This is a genomic window from Salmonella sp. 32020114201800008SM (assembly GCF_017572025.1).
Classification (GTDB): domain Bacteria; phylum Pseudomonadota; class Gammaproteobacteria; order Enterobacterales; family Enterobacteriaceae; genus Salmonella; species Salmonella enterica.
In genome coordinates, this window is record NZ_JAGEQM010000007.1 from 120,436 (window position 1) to 143,766 (window position 23,331).

Genomic DNA, 23,331 nt, shown 5'->3' on the forward strand with positions numbered 1-23,331 from the left:
ACGATGGATACCTGGATATATCTTTCTCAGGGCTTTGCGGTGGCGATGACGCCGGAAAACCTGGTTATCGCGTTGATTGGCTGCTTCGTGGGCACGATCGTCGGTCTGCTGCCGGGCCTGGGACCGATCAACGGCGTGGCAATCTTACTGCCGCTGGCCTTTGCGTTGCATCTGCCTGCGGAGTCGGCGCTAATTCTGCTGGCGACGGTGTACATTGGCTGTGAGTATGGCGGCAGGATCTCCTCCATATTGCTCAACGTCCCCGGCGATGCGGCGGCGATCATGACGGCGCTGGACGGTTACCCGATGGCGCAGCAAGGGAAAGGCGGCGTAGCGCTGTCGATTTCCGCAGTCAGCTCATTTTTCGGTTCATTAATCGCTATCGGCGGCATCATTCTGTTCGCCCCTTTACTGGCGCAATGGTCACTGGCCTTCGGTCCGGCGGAATATTTCGCCTTAATGGTTTTTGCCATCGCCTGTCTTGGCAGCATGATGGCGCAAAATCCGCTTAAATCATTTCTGGCAGCGCTGATCGGTCTTGGCCTTGCGACCGTCGGCGTGGACGCCAACACCGGGGTTTATCGCTTTACCTTTGACAGCGTTCATCTTTCCGACGGCGTACAGTTTATCGTCGTGGTGATCGGCCTGTTCTCGGTATCAGAAATACTTTTGATGCTGGAACATACCAGCAGCGGGCAAACAATGGTCCGCAAAACGGGTCGAATGTTGTTCAACCTGAAAGAAGGCGCGCAGTGTATCGGCACTACCCTGCGTTCTTCGGTAATCGGCTTTTTTGTCGGCGTATTGCCCGGCGCCGGGGCGACCATCGCCAGCGCCATTACCTATATGACCGAGAAAAAACTCAGCGGCAACAGCGATAGCTTCGGCAAAGGGGATATTCGCGGCGTCGCGGCGCCGGAGGCGGCAAACAACGCCTCTGCCTGCGGCTCCTTCATCCCGATGCTGACGCTGGGCGTTCCCGGTTCCGGCACTACGGCAGTGATGATGGGGGCGCTGACGCTGTACAACATCACGCCAGGCCCGGCGATGTTCACCGAACAGCCGGATATCGTCTGGGGACTCATCGCTGCGCTGCTGATTGCGAACGTGATGCTGCTGATCATGAATATCCCGTTGATCGGTCTGTTCACCCGTATGCTCACCATTCCGCTGTGGTTCCTGGTACCCGCCATCGCTGCCGTATCGGCGGTAGGGGTGTATGCGGTACACAGCACCACCTTCGATCTGGTGCTGATGGTCGCACTTGGCGTGTTAGGGTACATTTTACGTAAAATGCACTTCCCCATGTCGCCGCTGATCCTGGGATTCGTACTGGGGGAAATGCTGGAGCAAAACCTGCGCCGCGCACTCTCCATCAGTAACGGCAATATGGCGATTTTGTGGCAAAGCGGCGTTGCCAAAGCCCTGCTGATCATGGCGATCATGGTCATTGTCGTACCGCCAGTGTTACGTCTGATCCGTAAACACAGCCGTAAACCGCAGGTTGACGCCGGTTAATTGACTGCTGAAATACGTTGTACTTGTCCGGCCTACGCGCTCATGTGCCAGGCCGGGCAACCCCGCCAGCATCACTCTCCCCATAACTTGCTCATTTTACACCCCTTCTTGCCGTTGTCAGGCTCGTGGCGCCGTTAACCTCACCTTTCGCATTGTTAAATATTTGTTGTTTTTGATCACAATAATTAAACAAAAGCGGTTGTTTCATACGCGTTTCTGGAAAATGTCGATATTTTTAATTTATGGCTACGAAATGAGCATCGCCATGTCTCCCTGACCATCTTACCGAGAGGAATGATTCTGATGAATGCACTGACTGCCGTAAAAGCGAACACAGATGATTTAGCCCAACGCCATACTGGTTTCACCCTTGCCCCTTCGGCGCAGTCGCCGCGCCTGCTGGCGTTAACGTTTACGGCGGATACCACAAGACAATTTCTCCATCAGGTTGCGCAGTGGCCGGTGCAGGCGCTGGAATACAAATCTTTCTTACGTTTCAAAATCGGCAAGATCCTCGACGATCTGTGCGGCAATCAGCTACAACCGCTGTTGATCAAAACGCTCCTCAACCGTGCACAAGGCGCGCTGTTGATCAGCGCCGAAGGGATCGATGATGTCGCACAGGCAGAAGAGATGGTCAAACTGGCGACGGCGGTGGCGCATCTTATTGGTCGCTCCAACTACGATGCGATGAGCGGCCAGTATTACGCGCGTTTCGTGGTCAAAAACGTCGACAACTCCGACAGTTATCTGCGCCAGCCCCACCGCGTAATGGAACTGCACAATGACGGTACCTATGTTGAGGAGGTGACCGACTACGTATTGATGATGAAAATCGACGAACAAAATATGGAAGGCGGTAACTCGCTGCTGCTGCACCTTGATGACTGGGAACATCTGGAGTCCTTTTTTACCCATCCGCTGGCGCGTCGCGTCATGCGCTGGGCGGCGCCGCCAAGCAAGAATGTTAGCCATGACGTCTGGCACCCGGTGTTTGATGTCGACCAACAAGGCCGCCCGGTCATGCGTTATATCGACCAGTTCGTCCAGCCAAAAGACTTTGAAGAAGGCGTCTGGCTCAGCGAGCTTTCAGACGCGCTGGAAACCAGTCAAAACATCCTCTCCGTGCCGGTACCGGTCGGCAAATTCCTGCTGATTAACAATCTATTCTGGCTACATGGACGCGATCGTTTTACGCCGCATCCTGACTTGCGTCGCGAGCTGATGCGCCAGCGCGGTTACTTCGCCTACGCCGCCAGCCATTATCAAACTCACCAATAAGCGCCACGGCGAAGGAATTACGCGGATGTATGATTTTGTGATTATCGGCGGCGGCATTATCGGCATGTCGACCGCCATGCAACTTATTGATGTCTACCCGGATGCGCGCATCGCATTGCTGGAAAAAGAGTCCGCGCCAGCCTGCCATCAGACCGGGCATAACAGCGGCGTGATCCATGCCGGGGTGTACTACACGCCCGGCAGCCTCAAAGCGCGGTTTTGTCTGGCAGGCAATCAGGCGACCAAAACCTTTTGCGATCAAAACAACATCCGCTACGACACCTGCGGCAAAATGTTGGTCGCCACCTCGGAGCTGGAAATGGCGCGGATGCGCGCGCTATGGGAGCGGACGGCGGCCAACGGCTTAGAGCGCGAGTGGTTAAGCGCGGCGGAGCTGCGTGAACGCGAACCCAATATCATTGGCCTGGGCGGGATTTTTGTCCCTTCCAGCGGGATTGTCAGCTATCGCGATGTCGCGACGGCCATGGCGAACCGCTTTCAGGCCAAAGGCGGCGAGATCATCTACCATGCCGAGGTCAGCGCGCTAACAGAACATGCCGCTGGCATTGTTATTCGCACCTCGCAAGGTCGGGAAATAGAAACCGCTACGCTTATCGGCTGTGCAGGACTGATGGCGGATCGGCTGGTCAAAATGCTGGGCGTGGAGCCCGGTTTTATTATCTGCCCTTTCCGCGGCGAGTACTTTCGTCTGGCCCCGCGACACAACCGGATCGTTAACCATTTGATCTACCCGATCCCCGATCCGGCAATGCCGTTTCTCGGCGTCCACCTTACCCGCATGATCGACGGCAGCGTCACGGTCGGGCCGAATGCGGTGCTGGCGCTTAAACGCGAAGGCTACCGTAAGCGCGACGTTTCCTTCACCGACACCCTGGAGATTTTCCGCTCCGCCGGCATTCGCCGCGTACTGCAAAACCATCTGCTTTCCGGACTAGGCGAGATGAAAAACTCGCTGTGCAAAAGCGGCTATTTGCGGCGAGTACAAAAGTATTGCCCCAGCCTGACCGTCAACGATCTCCAGCCCTGGCCGGCAGGCGTGCGGGCGCAGGCGGTTTCGCCGGACGGCAAACTGATTGATGATTTTCTGTTTGTTACGACGCCGCGTTCCATTCACACCTGTAACGCCCCCTCCCCGGCGGCGACATCCGCGATACCTATCGGCGCGCATATCGTCAGCAAAGTTCAGGCGCTACGCGAAAGCCAGAGCAACCCCGGACGTGCGCTGCGTGCGGCACGCAGCGTGGACGCATTACACGCCGCATTTACCCGTTAACCCTTCAGACAGGAAGCAATTATGCAACTTAACGACTCTACCCTGTTCCGTCAGCAGGCCTTTATCGATGGTGACTGGCGCGACGCGCGCGGCGGCGATGTCATCCCCGTGAGCAACCCCGCCAACGGGAAACCGCTCGGCAATGTGCCCAAAATGGGGGCGGAAGAGACTCGCGACGCCATCAACGCCGCCAATCGCGCCCTGCCCGCCTGGCGCGCGCTCACCGCCAAAGAGCGAGCCAATATCCTGCGTCGCTGGTTCAATCTGATGATGGAACATCAGGACGATTTGGCGCGTCTGATGACGCTGGAACAGGGTAAACCGCTGGCGGAAGCGAAAGGCGAAATTAGCTACGCCGCCTCGTTTATTGAATGGTTCGCCGAAGAAGGGAAGCGTATCTATGGCGACACGATTCCAGGTCATCAGGCTGATAAACGGCTGCTGGTGATTAAACAACCCATCGGCGTCACCGCCGCGATTACCCCGTGGAACTTTCCCTCGGCAATGATCACCCGTAAAGCCGGCCCCGCGCTGGCCGCAGGCTGCACGATGGTACTCAAACCCGCCAGCCAGACGCCGTTTTCCGCGCTGGCGCTGGCGGAACTGGCCCAGCGCGCCGGAATTCCCGCAGGCGTATTTAACGTCGTTACCGGTTCGGCTGGCGATATCGGCGGCGAGCTGACCAGCAACCCGCTGGTACGCAAACTGTCGTTTACCGGCTCGACGGAGATTGGCCGCCAGCTAATGGAACAATGCGCCAAAGACATTAAAAAAGTATCGCTGGAGTTGGGCGGCAATGCGCCGTTTATCGTCTTTGACGATGCCGATCTGGATAAAGCCGTTGAGGGCGCGCTGGCTTCGAAGTTTCGCAACGCCGGGCAGACCTGTGTCTGCGCCAATAGATTGTATGTTCAGGACGGCGTTTACGATCGTTTTGCGGAAAAACTCAACCAGGCGGTAAATAAGCTCGCGGTCGGCGACGGTCTGCAAGCCGACGTTGCTATCGGGCCGCTGATTGATGAAAAAGCCGTGGCGAAAGTCCAGGAGCATATCGCCGATGCGCTGGAAAAAGGCGCCCGCGTCATTACGGGTGGTGAAGCGCACAAATTGGGCGGCAACTTCTTTCAACCGACCATTCTGGCGGATGTTCCTGATAACGCGAAAGTCGCCAAAGAAGAGACATTCGGGCCGCTCGCGCCTCTGTTCCGCTTCAGCGACGAGGCGGATGTCATCAGGCAGGCTAACGATACCGAGTTCGGCCTGGCAGCCTATTTTTATGCACGCGATTTAAGCCGCGTTTTCCGCGTCGGCGAAGCGCTGGAATACGGCATCGTCGGTATTAATACCGGCATTATCTCCAACGAAGTCGCGCCTTTCGGCGGCATTAAGGCCTCCGGATTAGGCCGTGAAGGTTCCAAATACGGCATCGAAGATTATTTAGAAATCAAATATATGTGCATCGGCCTTTAACAGGAGAGTCGCTAATGAATACCAATAACGCTTTAATGCAGCGCCGTCATAACGCCGTTCCTCGCGGCGTGGGCCAGATTCACCCAATTTTCGCCGAGCGGGCGGAAAATTGTCGGGTCTGGGATGTCGAAGGCCGTGAGTATCTCGATTTCGCGGGCGGCATTGCCGTCCTGAACACCGGTCATTTACATCCGGGCATTGTTTCAGCGGTCGAAGCGCAGTTGAAGAAATTGTCCCATACCTGTTTTCAGGTGCTGGCCTATGAACCGTATCTGGCGTTGTGCGAACGCATGAACCAGAAGGTACCGGGCGATTTCGCCAAAAAAACGTTGCTGGTCACGACCGGTTCAGAAGCGGTTGAAAACGCGGTGAAAATCGCCCGCGCGGCGACAAAACGCAGCGGCGCTATCGCGTTTAGCGGCGCTTACCACGGTCGTACCCACTACACGCTCTCTCTGACCGGGAAAGTACACCCGTACTCTGCTGGTATGGGATTGATGCCAGGCCATGTCTACCGCGCGCTTTATCCTTGCCCGCTACACAACGTCAGCGACGACGACGCGATCGCCAGCATTGAACGCATCTTTAAAAATGATGCCGCGCCGGAAGATATCGCCGCCATTATTATTGAGCCGGTACAGGGCGAAGGCGGATTTTACGCCGCCTCTCCCGCGTTTATGCAGCGACTGCGCGCGCTATGCGACCAACACGGCATTATGTTGATTGCCGACGAAGTGCAAAGCGGCGCGGGCCGGACCGGTACGCTGTTCGCCATGGAACAGATGGGCGTTGCGGCAGATATTACCACGTTTGCGAAATCGATCGCCGGCGGCTTTCCGCTGGCAGGCGTTACCGGCCGGGCAGACGTGATGGACGCTATCGCGCCGGGCGGGCTGGGCGGCACCTATGCCGGAAACCCGATTGCCTGCGCCGCCGCGCTGGCGGTACTGGACATTTTCGAGCAGGAAAATCTACTGCAAAAGGCGAATACGCTTGGCAAAACGCTGCGCGATGGCCTGATGGAGATAGCGGAAACGCACCGTGAGATTGGTGACGTGCGCGGACTGGGCGCCATGATCGCCATTGAGTTGTTCGAAAATGGCGACCCCGGCAAACCGAACGCGGCTCTGACCGCCGACATTGTGACCCGCGCCCGCGAGAAAGGGTTAATTCTGCTCTCCTGCGGTCCTTACTACAACATCTTGCGCATCCTCGTTCCACTCACTATTGAGGCCTCGCAGATTCGGCAAGGCCTGGAGATTATCGCCCAGTGCTTTGATGAGGCGAAACAAGCGTAATGTCCAATAAGCAGCGTCGGGTGGCGACGTAACTGTCTTATCCGGCCTACAAAAACCGTTTCGATTGTAGGCCGAATAAGCCAGGCGCCATCCGGTAAACGAGCGCAATAACAATAAAGAGGTTTTAGGATGGGGCAATTGTCAGAATCACATGCATTAGGGGGCGGGCTGAAATCACGCCACGTCACCATGTTATCGATCGCCGGCGTCATCGGCGCCAGCCTGTTTGTCGGTTCCAGCGTGGCGATTGCGGAGGCCGGCCCTGCGGTACTGCTGGCCTATCTGTTCGCAGGACTTTTAGTCGTCATGATTATGCGAATGCTGGCTGAAATGGCCGTCGCCACACCGGATACCGGTTCTTTTTCCACCTATGCGGATAAAGCGATCGGCCCCTGGGCCGGGTATACCATCGGCTGGTTATACTGGTGGTTTTGGGTGCTGGTTATTCCGCTGGAGGCCAATATTGCCGCCATTATTCTGAATTCATGGATACCGGGTATTCCGGTATGGCTATTTTCATTAGTGATTACGCTTGCCTTAACCGGAAGCAATTTATTGAGCGTCAAAAATTACGGCGAGTTCGAATTCTGGCTGGCGCTATGTAAAGTAATTGCCATTCTGGCGTTTATCGCGCTGGGCGCGACGGCGATTAGCGGTTTTTATCCGTATGCCGAGGTAAGCGGTATCTCCCGGCTCTGGGATCACGGCGGTTTTATGCCTAACGGCTTCGGCGCGGTGTTAAGCGCCATGTTGATCACCATGTTCTCTTTTATGGGCGCGGAAATCGTTACTATTGCTGCCGCGGAATCCGATACGCCGGATAAACATATCGTACGCGCCACCAATTCTGTTATCTGGCGAATTTCCATCTTTTACCTGTGTTCCATTTTTGTGGTGGTGGCGCTGATCCCGTGGAATATGCCGGGTCTGAAAAGCGTAGGTTCGTACCGTTCGGTACTGGAGCTGCTTCATATTCCGCACGCAAAATTCATTATGGACTGCGTGATTTTGTTGTCAGTGACCAGTTGTCTGAACTCCGCATTATATACCGCCTCCCGGATGCTCTATTCCCTTAGCCGCCGCGGCGATGCGCCTGCGATAATGGGAAAAACTAACCGTAGCAAAACGCCCTGGGTGGCGGTTCTCCTCTCTACTGGCGCGGCGTTTTTAACCGTTATCGTCAATTATTATGCCCCGGCAAAAGTGTTTAAATTTCTTATCGACAGTTCCGGCGCCATCGCGCTGCTGGTCTATCTGGTGATTGCGATTTCGCAATTGCGGATGCGTAAAATTCTGCTGGCGCAGGGCGGAGAAATTAAGTTGAAAATGTGGCTTTATCCGTGGCTCACCTGGCTGGTTATCGGCTTTATCTGCTTTGTTCTGGTGGTGATGCTATTTCGACCGGCACAGCAACTAGAAGTCATTTCAACGGGGCTGTTAGGGCTGGGCATAATAGGTACTGTCCCCATTATGTCTCGCTGGAAAAAACTGATAAGGTGGCAAAAAGCCCCCCTGCAAAACCTACGTTAGTTATTCCCGGCGTCAGCCGGGAAGCTTCTCAGGAGTAAAAGATGACCGCCCTTTCCCAACCGACGGCCATAGATGGCTATCGCTGGCTTAAAAATGACATTATTCGCGGCACTTATCAGCCGGATGAGAAACTGCGGATGAGTTTATTAACCGCCCGCTATGCGCTCGGCGTAGGGCCGCTGCGTGAGGCGCTGTCGCAACTGGTGGCGGAACGGCTGGTCACCGTGGTGAATCAAAAAGGCTATCGCGTGGCATCCATGTCAGAGGCGGAACTCCTCGATATTTTTGACGCGCGCGCCAATATGGAAGCGATGCTGGTACGCCTGGCGATTGAACGCGGCGATGATGCGTGGGAGGCGGAGATCCTGGCGCGAGCGCATATGCTCAGTAAACTGGAAGCCAGCGATGCCAGTGAACATATGCTCGATGAATGGGATCAGCGCCACCAAGCGTTTCATTCCGCCATTGTCGCCGGGTGCGGCTCCCATTACCTGCTACAGATGCGCGAACGCTTATTTGACCTGGCGGCCCGCTACCGCTTTATTTGGTTACGTGAAACCGTTCTGTCCGTCGAGATGCTGGAAGATAAACATATCCAGCATCACACGCTAACCGAAGCGATACTGGCGCGCGAGGCGGCACGCGCCAGCGAATTAATGCGTCAGCATTTGCTGACGCCGATTCCCATTATTCGCCAGGCGATGGCAGGGAAAATGTAGCCAGGCGCGGCTTGATAGCCATTATTCTTCAGGAATACGCAACACTTGTCCCGGATATATTTTTTCCGGGCTTTTCAGCATCGGTTTATTTGCCTCGAAGATTTTATTATACAGATTGGCGTTACCATACACTTGCTTTGAAATAGCGCTCAGGGTGTCGCCTGATTTTACGGTATAAAACTGACTTTCAGCCGCTGGCGTCGTGGTTTTAACCTGATCGTCAACGCTGCTAATCCCGGCGATATTCCCCACGGCAACCAGAATTTTTTCTTTTGCCTCCTGACTCAGCCCATCCCCCGTCACTGTCGCTTTTCCATCCGCAATTTGCACATTCACTTTGTCAGCGTCGGGTATTCCCGTTTTATTTAAATGTTCCTGGACTTTTTTCGCCTGATCGTCCTTATCATGGTTAGCGGTTACCGCGTCCCAGAGTTTTTCACCTGCATCTTTTACAAAATTGAAAAGTCCCATATTCACCTCGCTTGTCAAAAATACACACAAAGAAAAGTGTAGCAGAGGGAATGAGGTTATCCTGATAAGCGGCGCTTATGCGCCGCCGGTGGCCGGTAATTAATGACGCATCTGAACCCAAAATGCGTGGATAAGCCCCGGAATATATCCGAGTAATGTCAGCAGGATATTAAGGATAAATGCCCAACCGAACCCTTTTCCTAAAAGTACGCCGAGCGGAGGCAAAATAATCGTAAATACAATTCTCCAGAAACCCATATACACTCCATACAAGCAAAATTAGTCATTGTTTAAAAAGAGATTTTATCTCTAAGCATAGTCAGTTTACCTGAGCCTGCCAGTCGCGCGCCGCGCTTTTACCCTCCTTTACGCTTTTTACGCTGGCATTAGGTTGATGTTTATTTTAGAATTAACTAAATTTAGAAAATACTTAAATAACTATGACAGAGCTTGAACAACTTCAGGCCAGCGCAGAACAGGCGGCGGCCCTGCTCAAAGCGATGAGCCACCCAAAAAGATTACTGATTTTATGTATGCTTTGCGGTTCGCCAAAAACCAGCGCAGGCGAACTGGCGCGCATTACCGGGCTAAGCCCCTCCGCGACGTCGCAACATCTGGCGCGGATGCGGGAAGAAGGGCTGATTGATAGTCAACGCGATGCCCAGCGCATTCACTATTTCATTAAAAATGAGGCGGTTAATACGATTATCGCCACGTTAAAGAATCTCTATTGTCCATAAGGAGGCACGATGTCCATTGGGATAGTTTCCCCCCGTGAGGCGCAAGCGCTGATAGCGCAAGGCGCGAAACTGATTGATGTGCGCGACGCCGATGAATATCTGCGCGAGCATATTCCACATGCGCAACTGGCGCCGCTCTCCCGGCTTGAACAGGGCGATTTGCCCGCCAACCTGCGAGCGGAACAGATTATTTTTCACTGTCAGTCAGGTAAACGAACCAGCAGCAATGCAGCAAAACTACAGGCCATTGCCGCCCCTGCTCAGGTCAGTCTACTGGAAGGCGGTATCGACGGATGGAAAGCGGCAGGATTGCCCGTCACAGAAGACAAATCGCAACCGTTGCCGCTGATGCGTCAGGTGCAAATCGCCGCCGGTGGGTTGGCGTTGCTTGGGGTTATTATGGGCTATACGGTCCACGGCGGCTTTTTCCTCATTAGCGGTTTTGTCGGGGCCGGGTTAATGCTGGCAGGCATGACCGGCTTCTGCGGAATGGCGCGACTACTGGAAAAAATGCCCTGGAATACCCGTACTCATTAAGCGGTACCTTCACCACGCGTCGGTAAGTGTGTAGTAGACTGAAGGCGGGTTTATACCATTGTTCAACAGGAGGGCGTGATGTTCACACCAAGCGATATCGTACAGCCCCGAATGGGTGGGCCGAAACTGAAAGTGATTGAAGTCAACGAGGATCATATTGTCGCGGTACAGGTCGGTAATGAACCGGGCGAAAAATTGATCCTCAAAGCGGCAGATGTCACCCCCTATTGCGAAGAGGGCGATTTTGGCGTGTGCTGATTTATCAAAATGAGCATGGCGCAACGTTCCCTGAGTCCCGGTTAATAGAGACAGGAAACGAAGCGCCATCTGTTAAAAGCTATCCGTGATTAGATTAAGAAATCATCCAGAGATTTCCCCGCCGCCAGCGCCTGGGCAATCGGTTTAGGCGTACGACCTTGTCCGGTCCAGGTTTTTTCTTCGCCATTGAAATCAGTAAAACGATATTTTGCCGGACGCGGCTGGCGCTTTTTAGCAGAACGCGGCATTGCTGAATCCATGGCAAATAACTCTTCCGGGTTAATACCGTCTGCTTTCATCAGCTCCAGAAAGGCATTAATTTTCTCCTGCTTCTCGGCAAGCTGGCGTTGCTGCAATTCTTCTTCTTCGCGTCTTTCTTTAGTGACAACCCTGAATTTTTCGAGCATTTCTTCAAGAACGTCAATGGAGAATTCGCGAGCCATAGCGCGCAGCGTGCGGATATTATTTAAGTTCTGTAACATCAAATTCATATCAATAAAAACCTTTTAACGCAGAAAACAAAAAACTATTACAGGCGGTATTGTATGCGATTGTTGATTATATTTCCAGATCCTAAAGTTCATACAGATATACACAGCATAACTCGATTAATTATATTAATCTGTTAACCAGAAGGTTATATTCATTACCCCCTGCGTGTTTCAGGTTATTCTGCCTACGGTATATCTGTAGGTTTCCCGTTTGGCTGTTTATAGCGTATTGCGTATCTCAGTAACCGCGGTGACCCTCACGGTGGCTGACCTTATACAGAAGTGAATATTTCAGCACAATAAGAGATTAACCATTCAAAAATCATCATCAGAGCTTTATGCTAAAAATCAGTCTGCAATAGCTATAATTATGCTGAGAAAAGTAGAGCGCGTGCCGTTAGCCGAGAATACATCGCATCTGACAACATTTGGAATGTGGCTGAAAATCGCCAGAAAAACAATGCATTATAATGCATTGATTTAAAAGTAATTAATGACTAACAACAACGAAAATCTCGCCGCGAGCAAAAAACACACAATCACAGAGTATTTTATCGACAAAAAGCCTATAAATAAAAATATTACACTAGTTGATAGTTATTATATAGGGATATACTCTATGCAAAGACAAAAGTGCTTTATGATTTCACTACCAACCATCACCTCATTCTGATCGATACGCTACAAGGAGCATTAACATGTTCTCTCCACAGTCACGCTTGCGTCATGCCGTAGCAGACACGTTTGCGATGGTTGTTTACTGTTCTGTTGTGAACATGTTGATCGAGATATTCCTCTCCGGAATGAGCTTTGAGCAGTCGCTTTCTTCCAGGCTGGTGGCGATACCTGTCAACATTTTGATTGCATGGCCATACGGCGTTTACCGCGATCTGATTATGCGCGTCGCGCGTAAGGCAAGCCCGGCGGGATGGGCCAAAAACCTGGCGGATATATTGGCTTATGTCACCTTTCAGTCACCCGTTTATATTATCATCTTGCTGACCGTCGGCGCCGGCTGGCATCAGATAGTGGCCGCCGTGAGTTCAAACATTGTTGTTTCAATGTTAATGGGCGCGGTTTATGGCTACTTCCTGGATTATTGTCGCCGCCTGTTTAAAGTGAGCAGCTATCATCAGGCTAAGGCGTAAGTTAGCGTCGCGACTGGCATTGCCAGTCGCGCTTTTAGTCGGTTTTTTCGTCGCCAAAAAGCCCATTCAGATAACGTTCTAACGCTATTCGGGAGCTAAAGCCGTGGGGAATACCGTAATGTTCGTGGGTCTCGCCGCCTAAATAGAGCGGAAAATTTTGATAGTGATCGCAGGTTTTAATATCCGAAGCCGGGTCAGCCAGTGATGAGCTACGGTCTTTTAATCTGGGGTGAATGATCAGCGCGGTACGCCCCATACGCGCCTCGCGGTTAACATAAACATAATTCTCGCCGCGTCGATAACCATACGTCTTATTCGTCACCACATCGACGGTAAACCCTGCCTTTTCCAGTACCCGCGCCACCTCGTCAGGTCGTAAATACATATTTTATCCTCATTCTCTTGTACTGCGGGCTTACCTTACCCGATAGCGCGTTATCAACGCTTTCAGAAAAGTCCAGAAACGCATGATATCGCCGTAACAAGCCTCAGCAGGTAAAAATATGAACTACACTGAAAGCTACATCGAAATCAATGGAGGATCATATGCTTAACAAACCGAACCGAAACGACGTCGATGATGGTGTTCAGGATATTCAGAATGATGTCAATCGATTAGCCGACAGTCTGGAAGATGTCCTTAAATCCTGGGGAAGCGATGCGAAAGACGAAGCTGAGGCTGCGCGACGCAAAGCACAGGCGTTGCTGAAAGAGACCCGGGCGCGGATGCAGGGTCGTACTCGCGTAAAACAAGCCGCCTGTGATGCGATGGGGTGCGCGGATACGTTTGTGCGTGAAAAACCCTGGTGTAGCGTAGGAACCGCCGCAGCGGTAGGGATTTTTATCGGGGCGCTGCTTAGCCTGCGTCGCTAACGACGTGCGCTGCCGGATGGCGACATACTTTATTGGGCCTGCATCATTGCCGCAGGCCCAGGTCGCGCCATTCGGCGAAACGGTTACTGTATCGCCTGTCGAAGCTGCCATGCGACCTGTTTCGCCATGGCAGCGGAAGTAATATTGGTAAACGACAGTAAAATGCCCCCCTTTCCTGACGAAACCACTCGCCAACGGCTTAGCGCCTGTACCGCCAGTCCGGCCTGATTCGCTTTTGCTACCTGCGCTTTATCATCACCTTCAACCTCAATAACCAATTGAATACCGCCTTTCTGTAATGTCACGACAAATCCCTGTTCTGCCAGCGCCTCTTCAATCCATAACCGTCGCTGAGCATAATGTTGACGCATCTTTTTCAGATGCCGCCAGAAATGGCCATCACGGATAAAATCAGCCAGCGTGTGCTGCCATAACAACGGTACGCTACAGGGCATCAGCGACGCCTGCTGGCGGAAATGCTCAATCTGCTTTATAGGCACCACCAGCCAGGCGGTACGTAATGCCGGAAAGAGCGACTTACTGAACGTTCCGGCGTAAATCACTCGCTGCGGGGCATCCAGACTCTTGAGCGGCGGAAGCGGTTTACCGTGATAACGAAATTCGCTGTCGTAATCATCTTCAATAATCCAGGCCTGCACATTCGCCGCCCATGCCAGCAGTTGCCGTCGGCGAGTTAACGACAGCGCCACCCCCAACGGACTTTGATGGGCGGGCGTCACCAATGCAAAGCGTCCCTGCGGGCAATCCCGCATCCCCGCCGCGACATTCAGCCCATCGGCATCGACCGGAATCGGCGCCAGCGTAATCCCCTCCTGCGTTATCACCGGGCGAATTAACGGAAAACCGGGATCTTCCACCCACATGCTGTCTCCCGGCACAGACAATGTACGCAGGATTAGCCGCATAGAATCCGCATATCCGGAGGTAATAAATACCTGTTCCGGCAGGCATTCAATGCTACGCGAAACCCGCAGGTAATCGACTATCGCCTGGCGCAAAATCACCTCGCCGCAGACGTCGCCTAATGCCAGATCGAAGCGCGTCTGCGTGCGCAACCGACGTCCCATCACTCGCGCCCACTTCTCGCGTGGAAAGAGATCCAGCGCCGGTAACCCCATCTGAAAGGGTTTCGGTTCCGGACTTTCTCCGGCAAAAACAGCGGGTATCGGCGGCGCCGTCTCAAACCGTAGAGCGTTGCTCACAAACGTGCCTGCCTGGCCACGTCGCTCCAGCCAGCCTTGCGCTACCAGCTCGCCATAGGCATTTTCCACCGTGGCGCGAGAAACGCCCAGTTCCTGCGCCCACGTCCGACTGGAAGGCAAACGCGTTCCGGGCGCGAGTTCTCCTTGCTCAATGGCCGTTTTTAACTGACGAGCGATGTGCTGATAGCGCGGCATATGGTCTGCTTTTTCTGTAAAAATATGGCCCTCTTTTACAGACCATTATAGTGCTACAGTGCTCGTCATCAACACGAGGAGAAACATGATGACGACGTTACGCCAACCCTATTATGAACTGAGCCCGGAGGTTTACAGCGCTCTGGTGCAGGCGAAAAACGCGCTGGAAAAGAGCACGCTTGACCCCACGCTGATGGAGCTGATTTACCTGCGTGTTTCGCAAATAAATGGTTGTGCATTTTGCCTGGAGATGCACAGCAAAGCGCTGCGTAAGGCTGGCGTGAATCAAGCTAAATTAGATGCGCTGGCAGGATGGCGAGTAAGCCACCATTTCAGCGAGCAAGAGTGCGCGGCGTTAGCCTGGGCGGAATCGGTGACGCACATTGCTGAAACCCACGCTGAAGATAATGTTTACCTGCCGCTGCTCGATCATTTCAGCGCGCGTGAAATCAGCGATCTGACCTTCGCTATTGGTTTAATGAACTGCTTTAACCGTCTGGCGATCGGTATGCGAATGTGACGCATTGTTGCCGGTTGGCGCAGATGTCAGCCAACTCTGTTATGCGTCAACCTGCAGGCCGGATCGGGCGTTCACGCCACCATCCGGCAAAAATTAGCCATGCCGCCCCTACCCCGCTGCGTTCATCAGCGACGTTAAAATCAATCGAAAATTCCCATATCTTGTATGGTTGAATCTTAATTCAACTACATCTAGTATTTCCTGTATCAACACCCGACAATCCGACGCGTTTCATCGCGCCGTTTTCTCATTTTAAATGGAAATACGAATCATGAGCATTACTATTTACACTCGCAATAACTGTGTTCAGTGCCACGCCACAAAGCGGGCGATGGAAAGCCGTGGATTTGAATTTGAGATGGTGAACGTCGATCTGGTGCCGGATGCAGCGGATACGCTCCGGGCGCAAGGATTTCGTCAATTACCGGTGGTGATGGCAGGCGATTTGAGCTGGTCTGGCTTCCGCCCGGACATGATTAACCGTCTGCACCCGACACCCCACGCGGCAAACGCATGAGCGCGCTCGTCTACTTCTCCAGCAGCTCTGAAAATACGCACCGCTTTATGCAGCGTCTGGGGCTGCCTGCCACGCGTATTCCGCTCAATGAGCGGGAGCGAATTCGGGTAGACGAACCGTACATTCTGGTTGTGCCGTCATACGGCGGCGGCGGGATGGCCGGTGCGGTGCCGCGACAGGTGATCCGCTTTTTAAATGATGAACACAACCGGGCGCGCATTCGCGGCGTCATTGCCTCCGGTAATCGCAATTTCGGCGATGCCTGGGGATGCGCTGGCGATGTGATAGCACAAAAATGCGGCGTACCCTGGCTGTACCGCTTTGAGCTCATGGGCACACAACGCGACATCGATAATGTCCGAAAAGGAGTAAATGAATTTTGGCAACAACTATCCCGGAGCGCGTAATGCAGGAAACCATGGATTACCACGCCCTGAACGCGATGCTGAATCTTTACGATAAAGCAGGCCATATTCAGTTCGACAAGGACCAGCAGGCGATCGACGCCTTCTTTGCCACCCACGTCCGCCCGCATTCCGTGACGTTTGCCAGCCAGCATGAACGTCTGGAGACGCTGGTTCGGGAAGGGTATTACGATGACGCAGTCCTCGCGCGTTACGACCGCGCCTTCGTCTTCCGCCTGTTCGAGCACGCCCACGCCAGCGGCTTTCGCTTCCAGACGTTTCTTGGCGCCTGGAAGTTCTATACCAGTTACACGCTGAAAACCTTCGACGGCAAACGTTATCTGGAACACTTTGAAGATCGGGTGACAATGGTGGCGTTGACGCTGGCGCAGGGTGACGAAACGCTGGCCACCCAACTGACCGATGAAATGCTTTCTGGTCGCTTTCAGCCCGCCACCCCGACTTTTTTAAATTGCGGTAAACAGCAGCGTGGGGAACTGGTCTCCTGCTTCCTGCTCCGTATCGAAGACAACATGGAGTCGATCGGGCGGGCGGTGAATTCGGCGCTGCAACTCTCCAAACGCGGCGGCGGCGTCGCGTTTTTACTCTCCAATCTGCGCGAGGCGGGCGCGCCGATCAAACGCATTGAGAATCAGTCTTCCGGCGTGATCCCGGTGATGAAAATGCTGGAAGACGCGTTTTCGTATGCCAACCAACTTGGCGCGCGCCAAGGGGCCGGCGCGGTTTATCTCCATGCGCACCATCCGGATATTCTGCGTTTTCTGGATACCAAACGAGAAAACGCTGACGAAAAAATCCGGATCAAAACGCTCTCTCTCGGCGTGGTGATCCCGGATATCACCTTCCGGCTGGCGAAAGAAAACGCGCAAATGGCGCTCTTTTCGCCCTATGACATACAACGACGCTACGGCAAACCGTTTGGCGATATCGCCATTAGCGAACGGTACGATGAATTAATTGCCGATCCGCACGTGCGCAAAACCTATATTAACGCCCGTGACTTTTTTCAAACACTGGCGGAGATTCAGTTCGAATCCGGGTATCCCTACATCATGTTTGAAGATACGGTAAACCGCGCGAATCCCATTGCTGGTCGCATTAATATGAGCAACCTGTGCTCAGAAATTTTACAGGTCAATAGCGCTTCCCGTTACGACGATAACCTTGACTATACCCACATCGGGCATGACATCTCCTGCAATCTCGGCTCGCTGAATATCGCTCACGTCATGGATTCACCGGACATTGGCCGTACCGTAGAAACCGCTATTCGCGGCCTGACGGCGGTGTCGGACATGAGCCATATACGCAGCGTGCCCTCAATAGCCGCCGGTAATGCCGCCTCTCATGCCATCGGTCTGGGCCAGATGAATCTGCATGGCTATCTGGCGAGAGAAGGCATTGCCTACGGTTCGCCGGAGGCGTTGGATTTCACCAATCTCTATTTTTACACCATTACCTGGCATGCCGTGCATACTTCAATGCGGCTGGCCCGCGAACGCGGCAAAACCTTCGCCGGATTTGCGCAGTCGCGCTATGCCAGCGGCGACTATTTTACGCAGTATTTACAGGACGACTGGCAACCGAAAACGGCGAAAGTCAGAACGCTATTTGCCCGCAGCGGCATTACGCTGCCCACACGAGAAATGTGGCTAAAGCTGCGCGACGATGTGATGCGCTATGGCATCTATAACCAAAATTTGCAGGCGGTGCCGCCGACCGGTTCGATTTCTTACATTAATCATGCGACCTCCAGCATTCATCCGATTGTGGCCAAAATTGAGATTCGCAAAGAGGGCAAAACCGGGCGTGTGTATTACCCCGCGCCGTTTATGACCAATGAAAATCTGGACATGTATCAGGATGCTTACGATATCGGTCCGGAAAAAATTATTGATACCTATGCCGAGGCCACGCGCCACGTCGATCAAGGGCTGTCGCTCACCCTGTTTTTCCCCGATACCGCCACGACCCGCGATATCAACAAGGCGCAGATCTATGCCTGGCGAAAAGGTATTAAGTCCCTGTATTACATCCGGCTTCGCCAGTTGGCGCTGGAAGGTACTGAAATTGAAGGCTGCGTATCCTGCGCGCTATAAGGAAAGCCATATGAAATTATCTCGTATTAGCGCCATCAACTGGAACAAGATCCAGGACGACAAAGATCTGGAGGTATGGAACCGGCTGACCAGTAACTTCTGGCTGCCGGAAAAAGTGCCGTTGTCGAATGATATTCCGGCCTGGCAGACGCTGAGCGCCGCCGAACAGCAGCTCACCATTCGCGTGTTTACGGGTCTTACGCTGCTCGACACTATCCAGAACATCGCAGGCGCGCCGTCGTTAATGGCAGATGCCATCACGCCGCATGAAGAGGCAGTACTGTCGAACATCAGCTTTATGGAAGCGGTACACGCCCGCTCTTACAGTTCTATTTTTTCCACGCTGTGCCAGACGAAAGAGGTTGATGCCGCCTACGCCTGGAGCGAAGAAAACCCGCCGCTTCAGCGTAAGGCGCAGATTATTTTGGCTCATTACGTCAGCGATGAACCGCTAAAGAAAAAGATTGCCAGCGTCTTTTTAGAGTCTTTTCTGTTCTATTCCGGCTTCTGGCTGCCGATGTATTTCTCCAGCCGCGGTAAGCTCACGAACACTGCCGACCTGATTCGTTTAATCATTCGCGATGAAGCGGTTCACGGTTATTATATTGGCTATAAGTATCAGATAGCGCTACAAAAACTATCGGCAATCGAGCGTGAAGAGTTAAAGCTTTTCGCGCTGGATTTGTTGATGGAACTGTACGACAACGAAATCTGCTACACAGAAGCGTTATATGCGGAAACCGGCTGGGTTAACGACGTCAAAGCCTTCTTGTGCTACAACGCCAATAAAGCCTTAATGAACCTGGGTTATGAGGCGTTATTTCCGCCGGAGATGGCAGACGTGAATCCCGCAATCCTTGCCGCGCTCTCGCCGAATGCCGACGAAAATCATGATTTCTTTTCCGGATCAGGTTCATCTTATGTGATGGGGAAAACAGTCGAAACCGAAGACGAAGACTGGAATTTTTAACCTTGCGGGCATGGGAAATAACGTTACATTTCCCATGCCTTTATTTCAAACAATACCGGGTTAAATCGCGCAAATATTACAACATGTCCTACACTCAATACGAGTGACATTATTCACCTGAATCCCCCCAATTCAGGTGGATTTTTGCTGGTTGTTCCCAAAAATATCTCTCCCTCCCCATTCGCGTTCAGCCCTTATATCATGGGAAATCACAGCCAATAGCACCTCGCAATATTCATGCCAGAAGCAAATTCAGGGTTGTCTCAGATTCTGAGTATGTTAGGGTAGAAAAAGGCAACTATTTCTATCAGGTAACATATCGACATAAGTAAATAACAGGAATCGTTCTATTGCATGGCAATTAAATTAGAAGTGAAGAATCTGTATAAAATATTTGGAGAGCATCCACAGCGTGCCTTCAAATATATTGAAAAGGGACTATCGAAAGAGCAAATACTGGAAAAAACGGGGCTATCGCTTGGCGTTAAAGACGCCAGTCTGGCCATTGAAGAAGGCGAGATATTTGTCATCATGGGATTATCCGGTTCGGGTAAATCCACAATGGTACGCCTTCTCAATCGCCTGATTGAACCCACCCGCGGACAGGTACTGATCGACGGCGTTGATATTGCCAAAATATCAGACGCTGAGCTTCGCGAGGTGCGCAGGAAAAAGATTGCGATGGTCTTCCAGTCATTTGCGCTCATGCCGCATATGACCGTGCTGGATAATACGGCATTCGGTATGGAATTAGCGGGCATCGCGGCGCAAGAGCGTCGCGAAAAAGCGCTGGACGCCTTGCGTCAGGTGGGGCTTGAAAATTACGCTCATGCCTATCCGGATGAACTTTCCGGTGGGATGCGTCAGCGTGTTGGACTTGCCCGCGCGCTGGCAATCAACCCTGATATCTTATTAATGGATGAAGCGTTTTCCGCCCTCGATCCATTAATTCGTACCGAAATGCAGGATGAGCTGGTGAAATTACAGGCGAAACATCAGCGCACCATTGTCTTTATTTCCCACGATCTTGATGAGGCTATGCGTATTGGCGACAGGATTGCCATTATGCAAAATGGCGAGGTCGTACAGGTTGGTACGCCGGATGAGATCCTGAATAATCCGGCAAATGATTATGTCCGCACGTTCTTCCGTGGCGTGGATATTAGTCAGGTCTTTAGCGCCAAAGATATTGCCCGTCGCAGTCCGGTCGGCTTAATTCGTAAAACGCCAGGTTTCGGTCCCCGTTCGGCACTGAAATTATTACAGGACGAAGACCGTGAATATGGTTACGTCATTGAGCGTGGCAATAAATTCGTGGGCGTCGTGTCCATCGACTCATTAAAAGCGGCATTAAGCCAGGCGCAAGGGATTGAAGCGGCGCTTATCGACGACCCTTTAGTCGTTGATGCGCAAACCCCACTCAGCGAGTTGCTCTCTCACGTCGGCCAGGCGCCCTGCGCGGTGCCGGTTGTCGATGAAGAACACCAGTATGTTGGCATTATTTCAAAACGTATGTTGCTACAGGCTTTAGATCGCGAGGGGGGTAACAATGGCTGATCAAACGAATCCGTGGGATACCGCACAGGTGGCCGATACTACGACGCAAACGGCTGATGCCTGGGGAACACCGGCAGGCGTAGCCACGGACGGCGGCAGTACCGACTGGTTGAACAGCGCGCCCGCGCCAGCCCCTGAACACTTTTCTCTTCTGGACCCGTTCCATAAGACGCTGATCCCGCTGGATAGCTGGGTCACAGAGGGAATCGACTGGGTCGTCACCCATTTCCGTCCCCTTTTTCAGGGGATTCGTGTGCCGGTGGATTACATCCTTAACGGCTTTCAGCAACTGCTGCTGGGAATGCCCGCCCCTGTGGCGATTATTCTCTTTGCGCTGATTGCCTGGCAGGTTTCCGGCGTGGGCATGGGGATCGCAACGCTGATATCGCTGATCGCCATCGGCGCGATCGGCGCCTGGTCGCAGGCGATGATTACCCTGGCGCTGGTATTGACCGCCCTGTTGTTCTGCGTCGTGATCGGATTACCGATGGGAATCTGGCTGGCGCGCAGCCCGCGTGCGGCCAAAATAGTTCGTCCGCTGCTGGATGCGATGCAGACCACGCCCGCGTTTGTCTATCTGGTGCCGATTGTCATGTTATTCGGCATCGGTAACGTGCCGGGCGTGGTGGTGACGATTATTTTTGCTCTACCGCCGATTGTACGCCTGACGATCCTGGGCATTAACCAGGTGCCTGCCGACTTAATTGAAGCGTCGCGCTCGTTCGGCGCCAGCCCGCGCCAAATGTTGTTCAAAGTGCAACTACCGCTGGCGATGCCCACCATTATGGCAGGCGTTAATCAGACGCTGATGCTGGCTCTCTCAATGGTCGTCATCGCCTCGATGATTGCGGTCGGCGGGCTTGGCCAGATGGTACTACGCGGCATTGGTCGTCTTGATATGGGGCTGGCAACCGTCGGCGGCGTCGGCATTGTGATTCTTGCCATCATTCTGGACCGTCTGACGCAGGCCGTCGGGCGCGACTCGCGTAGCCGCGGTAACCGTCGCTGGTATACCACCGGTCCTGTTGGGCTAATCACCCGCCCTTTCGTTAAGTAACTCTCCTGACGCCCGGTGACATTGCGCTTACCGGGCTTACAACTCCCTACCATAATTAAAGGAACAACGATGCGACATACCGTGATATTTGCCTCAGCGTTTGCCACCCTTGTCACCGCCAGCGCTTTCGCTGCCGACCTGCCTGGCAAAGGCATTACCGTCCAACCTATCCAAAGCACGATTTCTGAAGAGACCTTCCAGACGTTACTGGTCAGTCGGGCGCTGGAAAAGTTGGGTTATACCGTAAATAAGCCGAGTGAAGTCGATTACAACGTAGGCTACACCTCCATCGCCTCTGGCGATGCGACGTTTACCGCCGTGAACTGGCAGCCGCTGCATGATGATATGTATGCCGCAGCAGGCGGAGACAAAAAATTTTACCGCGAGGGCGTCTTCGTCTCCGGCGCTGCGCAGGGCTATCTGATCGATAAAAAAACCGCCGAGCAGTACAACATCACCAATATCGCTCAGCTAAAAGATCCGAAAATCGCCAAAATCTTCGACACCAATGGCGACGGAAAAGCGGACATGATGGGCTGCTCGCCGGGCTGGGGCTGCGAAGCCGTGATCAATCACCAGAATAAAGCGTTTGATCTACAAAAAACCGTTGAGGTCAGCCACGGTAACTATGCGGCGATGATGGCTGATACCATTACCCGTTTTAAAGAAGGCAAGCCGGTGCTGTATTACACCTGGACCCCGTACTGGGTGAGCGACGTAATGAAGCCGGGTAAAGATGTCGTCTGGCTACAGGTGCCGTTCTCCTCTCTGCCGGGCGAACAGAAAAATATTGATACTAAACTGCCGAACGGCGCGAACTATGGGTTCCCGGTTAATACCATGCATATTGTCGCCAATAAGGCATGGGCGGAGAAAAACCCGGCGGCGGCGAAACTGTTCGCCATCATGAAGCTGCCGCTGGCGGATATCAACGCGCAGAACGCCATGATGCATGCCGGTAAATCGTCTGAAGCCGATGTTCAGGGCCACGTAGACGGCTGGATCAACGCCCACCAGCAGCAGTTTAACGGCTGGGTGAAAGAAGCGCTGGCCGCGCAGAAATAATATCGTTTTTTATGCCGGATAAGGCGCAGTTCATGCGCCGCTATCCGGCCTATTCAATCTCTCCTCAAAGCGCAC

25 protein-coding genes are annotated in these 23,331 nt (G+C 53.1%); 20 read left to right on the forward strand and 5 right to left on the reverse strand.

The window, feature by feature from the left end:
• The first annotated feature begins 3 nt into the window (after positions 1-3).
• The 7 genes from J4613_RS18430 to csiR all read left to right on the forward strand — a co-directional run bounded on the left by J4613_RS18430 (position 4) and on the right by csiR (position 9,110).
• A complete protein-coding gene (locus tag J4613_RS18430) occupies positions 4-1,518 on the forward strand; it encodes a tripartite tricarboxylate transporter permease (RefSeq protein ID WP_000382034.1) in 1,515 nt (504 codons plus the stop codon).
• A gap of 303 nt (positions 1,519-1,821) precedes the next feature.
• Positions 1,822-2,799: a glutarate dioxygenase GlaH gene (gene glaH / locus J4613_RS18435; protein WP_000993100.1), complete on the forward strand. Its 978-nt coding sequence runs from the start codon at positions 1,822-1,824 to the stop codon at positions 2,797-2,799.
• Between the two features lie 25 nt (positions 2,800-2,824).
• Entirely contained in the window at positions 2,825-4,093 is a 1,269-nt protein-coding gene (gene lhgO / locus J4613_RS18440) for an L-2-hydroxyglutarate oxidase (RefSeq protein ID WP_000271919.1), read from the forward strand.
• Positions 4,094-4,114: 21 nt separating this feature from the next.
• Positions 4,115-5,563, forward strand: coding sequence for an NADP-dependent succinate-semialdehyde dehydrogenase (gene gabD / locus J4613_RS18445; RefSeq protein WP_001176529.1), 1,449 nt, complete (start codon positions 4,115-4,117; stop codon positions 5,561-5,563).
• Between the two features lie 14 nt (positions 5,564-5,577).
• A complete protein-coding gene (gene gabT / locus J4613_RS18450; protein ID WP_023208891.1) occupies positions 5,578-6,861 on the forward strand; it encodes a 4-aminobutyrate--2-oxoglutarate transaminase in 1,284 nt (427 codons plus the stop codon).
• Positions 6,862-6,990: 129 nt separating this feature from the next.
• Positions 6,991-8,391 carry a GABA permease gene (gene gabP / locus J4613_RS18455; protein ID WP_000531282.1) on the forward strand — a complete coding sequence of 467 codons (1,401 nt, stop codon included), beginning with the start codon at positions 6,991-6,993 and terminating at the stop codon, positions 8,389-8,391.
• A 41-nt stretch (positions 8,392-8,432) separates the two neighbouring features.
• A complete protein-coding gene (gene csiR / locus J4613_RS18460) occupies positions 8,433-9,110 on the forward strand; it encodes a DNA-binding transcriptional regulator CsiR (protein WP_000126152.1) in 678 nt (225 codons plus the stop codon).
• Between the two features lie 21 nt (positions 9,111-9,131).
• On the opposite strand, the gene lysM is transcribed toward csiR, so the two are convergent.
• Together lysM and J4613_RS18470 are read right to left on the reverse strand one after the other, a co-directional pair.
• Entirely contained in the window at positions 9,132-9,581 is a 450-nt protein-coding gene (lysM, locus tag J4613_RS18465; RefSeq protein WP_000522406.1) for a peptidoglycan-binding protein LysM, read from the reverse strand.
• Positions 9,582-9,680: 99 nt separating this feature from the next.
• Positions 9,681-9,839: a YqaE/Pmp3 family membrane protein gene (locus J4613_RS18470; RefSeq protein ID WP_000508175.1), complete on the reverse strand. Its 159-nt coding sequence runs from the start codon at positions 9,837-9,839 to the stop codon at positions 9,681-9,683.
• Between the two features lie 182 nt (positions 9,840-10,021).
• Here J4613_RS18470 and J4613_RS18475 point away from each other — a divergent pair, with 182 nt between their 5' ends.
• The 3 genes from J4613_RS18475 (at position 10,022) to J4613_RS18485 (ending at position 11,116) form a co-directional block, all read left to right on the forward strand.
• Positions 10,022-10,321, forward strand: a complete 300-nt coding sequence (locus J4613_RS18475) for a metalloregulator ArsR/SmtB family transcription factor (RefSeq protein ID WP_000137432.1) — start codon at positions 10,022-10,024, stop codon at positions 10,319-10,321.
• 9 nt (positions 10,322-10,330) lie between these two features.
• Entirely contained in the window at positions 10,331-10,858 is a 528-nt protein-coding gene (locus tag J4613_RS18480) for a rhodanese family protein (RefSeq protein WP_000022009.1), read from the forward strand.
• Between the two features lie 78 nt (positions 10,859-10,936).
• Entirely contained in the window at positions 10,937-11,116 is a 180-nt protein-coding gene (locus J4613_RS18485) for a hypothetical protein (protein ID WP_000494971.1), read from the forward strand.
• Between the two features lie 89 nt (positions 11,117-11,205).
• Here J4613_RS18485 and stpA read toward each other — a convergent pair whose 3' ends face one another.
• Entirely contained in the window at positions 11,206-11,607 is a 402-nt protein-coding gene (stpA, locus tag J4613_RS18490) for a DNA-binding protein StpA (protein WP_001051100.1), read from the reverse strand.
• A 698-nt stretch (positions 11,608-12,305) separates the two neighbouring features.
• Here stpA and alaE point away from each other — a divergent pair.
• Positions 12,306-12,755: an L-alanine exporter AlaE gene (gene alaE, locus J4613_RS18495; RefSeq protein ID WP_023201822.1), complete on the forward strand. Its 450-nt coding sequence runs from the start codon at positions 12,306-12,308 to the stop codon at positions 12,753-12,755.
• Between the two features lie 34 nt (positions 12,756-12,789).
• On the opposite strand, the gene J4613_RS18500 is transcribed toward alaE, so the two are convergent.
• Positions 12,790-13,140: a DUF2002 family protein gene (locus J4613_RS18500; RefSeq protein ID WP_000281305.1), complete on the reverse strand. Its 351-nt coding sequence runs from the start codon at positions 13,138-13,140 to the stop codon at positions 12,790-12,792.
• A gap of 161 nt (positions 13,141-13,301) precedes the next feature.
• Here J4613_RS18500 and J4613_RS18505 point away from each other — a divergent pair, with 161 nt between their 5' ends.
• Positions 13,302-13,628, forward strand: coding sequence for a DUF883 domain-containing protein (locus J4613_RS18505; RefSeq protein WP_001519557.1), 327 nt, complete (start codon positions 13,302-13,304; stop codon positions 13,626-13,628).
• Between the two features lie 83 nt (positions 13,629-13,711).
• Here J4613_RS18505 and J4613_RS18510 read toward each other — a convergent pair whose 3' ends face one another.
• A complete protein-coding gene (locus J4613_RS18510) occupies positions 13,712-15,046 on the reverse strand; it encodes a PLP-dependent aminotransferase family protein (protein WP_001138478.1) in 1,335 nt (444 codons plus the stop codon).
• Between the two features lie 88 nt (positions 15,047-15,134).
• Between J4613_RS18510 and J4613_RS18515 the strand changes: the two genes are divergently transcribed.
• The 8 genes from J4613_RS18515 to proX all read left to right on the forward strand — a co-directional run bounded on the left by J4613_RS18515 (position 15,135) and on the right by proX (position 23,256).
• Entirely contained in the window at positions 15,135-15,566 is a 432-nt protein-coding gene (locus J4613_RS18515) for a carboxymuconolactone decarboxylase family protein (RefSeq protein ID WP_000209815.1), read from the forward strand.
• A gap of 271 nt (positions 15,567-15,837) precedes the next feature.
• Positions 15,838-16,083, forward strand: coding sequence for a glutaredoxin-like protein NrdH (gene nrdH, locus J4613_RS18520; RefSeq protein ID WP_000028870.1), 246 nt, complete (start codon positions 15,838-15,840; stop codon positions 16,081-16,083).
• Positions 16,080-16,490 (forward strand): class Ib ribonucleoside-diphosphate reductase assembly flavoprotein NrdI, encoded by a 411-nt coding sequence (gene nrdI / locus J4613_RS18525; RefSeq protein WP_001275410.1) that lies wholly within the window; start codon positions 16,080-16,082, stop codon positions 16,488-16,490. Before nrdH ends, nrdI begins: the two co-directional genes overlap by 4 nt.
• On the forward strand, positions 16,463-18,607 hold the full coding sequence (gene nrdE / locus J4613_RS18530; RefSeq protein ID WP_000246180.1) for a class 1b ribonucleoside-diphosphate reductase subunit alpha: 2,145 nt from the start codon (positions 16,463-16,465) through the stop codon (positions 18,605-18,607). The genes nrdI and nrdE overlap by 28 nt, the downstream gene beginning before the upstream one ends.
• Before the next feature lie 10 nt (positions 18,608-18,617).
• Complete coding sequence (nrdF, locus tag J4613_RS18535) at positions 18,618-19,577, forward strand: class 1b ribonucleoside-diphosphate reductase subunit beta (protein ID WP_000777901.1); 960 nt, start codon at positions 18,618-18,620, stop codon at positions 19,575-19,577.
• 354 nt (positions 19,578-19,931) lie between these two features.
• The gene (proV, locus tag J4613_RS18540) at positions 19,932-21,134 is read left to right on the forward strand and encodes a glycine betaine/L-proline ABC transporter ATP-binding protein ProV (protein ID WP_000985529.1); all 1,203 of its coding nucleotides are present in this window, start codon (positions 19,932-19,934) and stop codon (positions 21,132-21,134) included.
• A complete protein-coding gene (gene proW / locus J4613_RS18545) occupies positions 21,127-22,191 on the forward strand; it encodes a glycine betaine/L-proline ABC transporter permease ProW (RefSeq protein ID WP_000775022.1) in 1,065 nt (354 codons plus the stop codon). Before proV ends, proW begins: the two co-directional genes overlap by 8 nt.
• Before the next feature lie 69 nt (positions 22,192-22,260).
• The gene (proX, locus tag J4613_RS18550; RefSeq protein WP_111742255.1) at positions 22,261-23,256 is read left to right on the forward strand and encodes a glycine betaine/L-proline ABC transporter substrate-binding protein ProX; all 996 of its coding nucleotides are present in this window, start codon (positions 22,261-22,263) and stop codon (positions 23,254-23,256) included.
• The last annotated feature ends 75 nt before the right edge of the window (positions 23,257-23,331 follow it).

Excerpts from the sequence above, each read along its gene's own strand:
- J4613_RS18430 (WP_000382034.1), top strand. The coding sequence starts at position 4 with ATGGATACCTGGATATATCTTTCTCAGGGCTTTGCGGTGGCGATGACG.
- glaH (WP_000993100.1), top strand. The coding sequence starts at position 1,822 with ATGAATGCACTGACTGCCGTAAAAGCGAACACAGATGATTTAGCCCAA.
- lhgO (WP_000271919.1), top strand. The coding sequence starts at position 2,825 with ATGTATGATTTTGTGATTATCGGCGGCGGCATTATCGGCATGTCGACC.
- gabD (WP_001176529.1), top strand. The coding sequence starts at position 4,115 with ATGCAACTTAACGACTCTACCCTGTTCCGTCAGCAGGCCTTTATCGAT.
- gabT (WP_023208891.1), top strand. The coding sequence starts at position 5,578 with ATGAATACCAATAACGCTTTAATGCAGCGCCGTCATAACGCCGTTCCT.
- gabP (WP_000531282.1), top strand. The coding sequence starts at position 6,991 with ATGGGGCAATTGTCAGAATCACATGCATTAGGGGGCGGGCTGAAATCA.
- csiR (WP_000126152.1), top strand. The coding sequence starts at position 8,433 with ATGACCGCCCTTTCCCAACCGACGGCCATAGATGGCTATCGCTGGCTT.
- lysM (WP_000522406.1), bottom strand. The coding sequence starts at position 9,581 with ATGGGACTTTTCAATTTTGTAAAAGATGCAGGTGAAAAACTCTGGGAC.
- J4613_RS18470 (WP_000508175.1), bottom strand. The coding sequence starts at position 9,839 with ATGGGTTTCTGGAGAATTGTATTTACGATTATTTTGCCTCCGCTCGGC.
- J4613_RS18475 (WP_000137432.1), top strand. The coding sequence starts at position 10,022 with ATGACAGAGCTTGAACAACTTCAGGCCAGCGCAGAACAGGCGGCGGCC.
- J4613_RS18480 (WP_000022009.1), top strand. The coding sequence starts at position 10,331 with ATGTCCATTGGGATAGTTTCCCCCCGTGAGGCGCAAGCGCTGATAGCG.
- J4613_RS18485 (WP_000494971.1), top strand. The coding sequence starts at position 10,937 with ATGTTCACACCAAGCGATATCGTACAGCCCCGAATGGGTGGGCCGAAA.
- stpA (WP_001051100.1), bottom strand. The coding sequence starts at position 11,607 with ATGAATTTGATGTTACAGAACTTAAATAATATCCGCACGCTGCGCGCT.
- alaE (WP_023201822.1), top strand. The coding sequence starts at position 12,306 with ATGTTCTCTCCACAGTCACGCTTGCGTCATGCCGTAGCAGACACGTTT.
- J4613_RS18500 (WP_000281305.1), bottom strand. The coding sequence starts at position 13,140 with ATGTATTTACGACCTGACGAGGTGGCGCGGGTACTGGAAAAGGCAGGG.
- J4613_RS18505 (WP_001519557.1), top strand. The coding sequence starts at position 13,302 with ATGCTTAACAAACCGAACCGAAACGACGTCGATGATGGTGTTCAGGAT.
- J4613_RS18510 (WP_001138478.1), bottom strand. The coding sequence starts at position 15,046 with ATGCCGCGCTATCAGCACATCGCTCGTCAGTTAAAAACGGCCATTGAG.
- J4613_RS18515 (WP_000209815.1), top strand. The coding sequence starts at position 15,135 with ATGACGACGTTACGCCAACCCTATTATGAACTGAGCCCGGAGGTTTAC.
- nrdH (WP_000028870.1), top strand. The coding sequence starts at position 15,838 with ATGAGCATTACTATTTACACTCGCAATAACTGTGTTCAGTGCCACGCC.
- nrdI (WP_001275410.1), top strand. The coding sequence starts at position 16,080 with ATGAGCGCGCTCGTCTACTTCTCCAGCAGCTCTGAAAATACGCACCGC.
- nrdF (WP_000777901.1), top strand. The coding sequence starts at position 18,618 with ATGAAATTATCTCGTATTAGCGCCATCAACTGGAACAAGATCCAGGAC.
- proV (WP_000985529.1), top strand. The coding sequence starts at position 19,932 with ATGGCAATTAAATTAGAAGTGAAGAATCTGTATAAAATATTTGGAGAG.
- proW (WP_000775022.1), top strand. The coding sequence starts at position 21,127 with ATGGCTGATCAAACGAATCCGTGGGATACCGCACAGGTGGCCGATACT.
- proX (WP_111742255.1), top strand. The coding sequence starts at position 22,261 with ATGCGACATACCGTGATATTTGCCTCAGCGTTTGCCACCCTTGTCACC.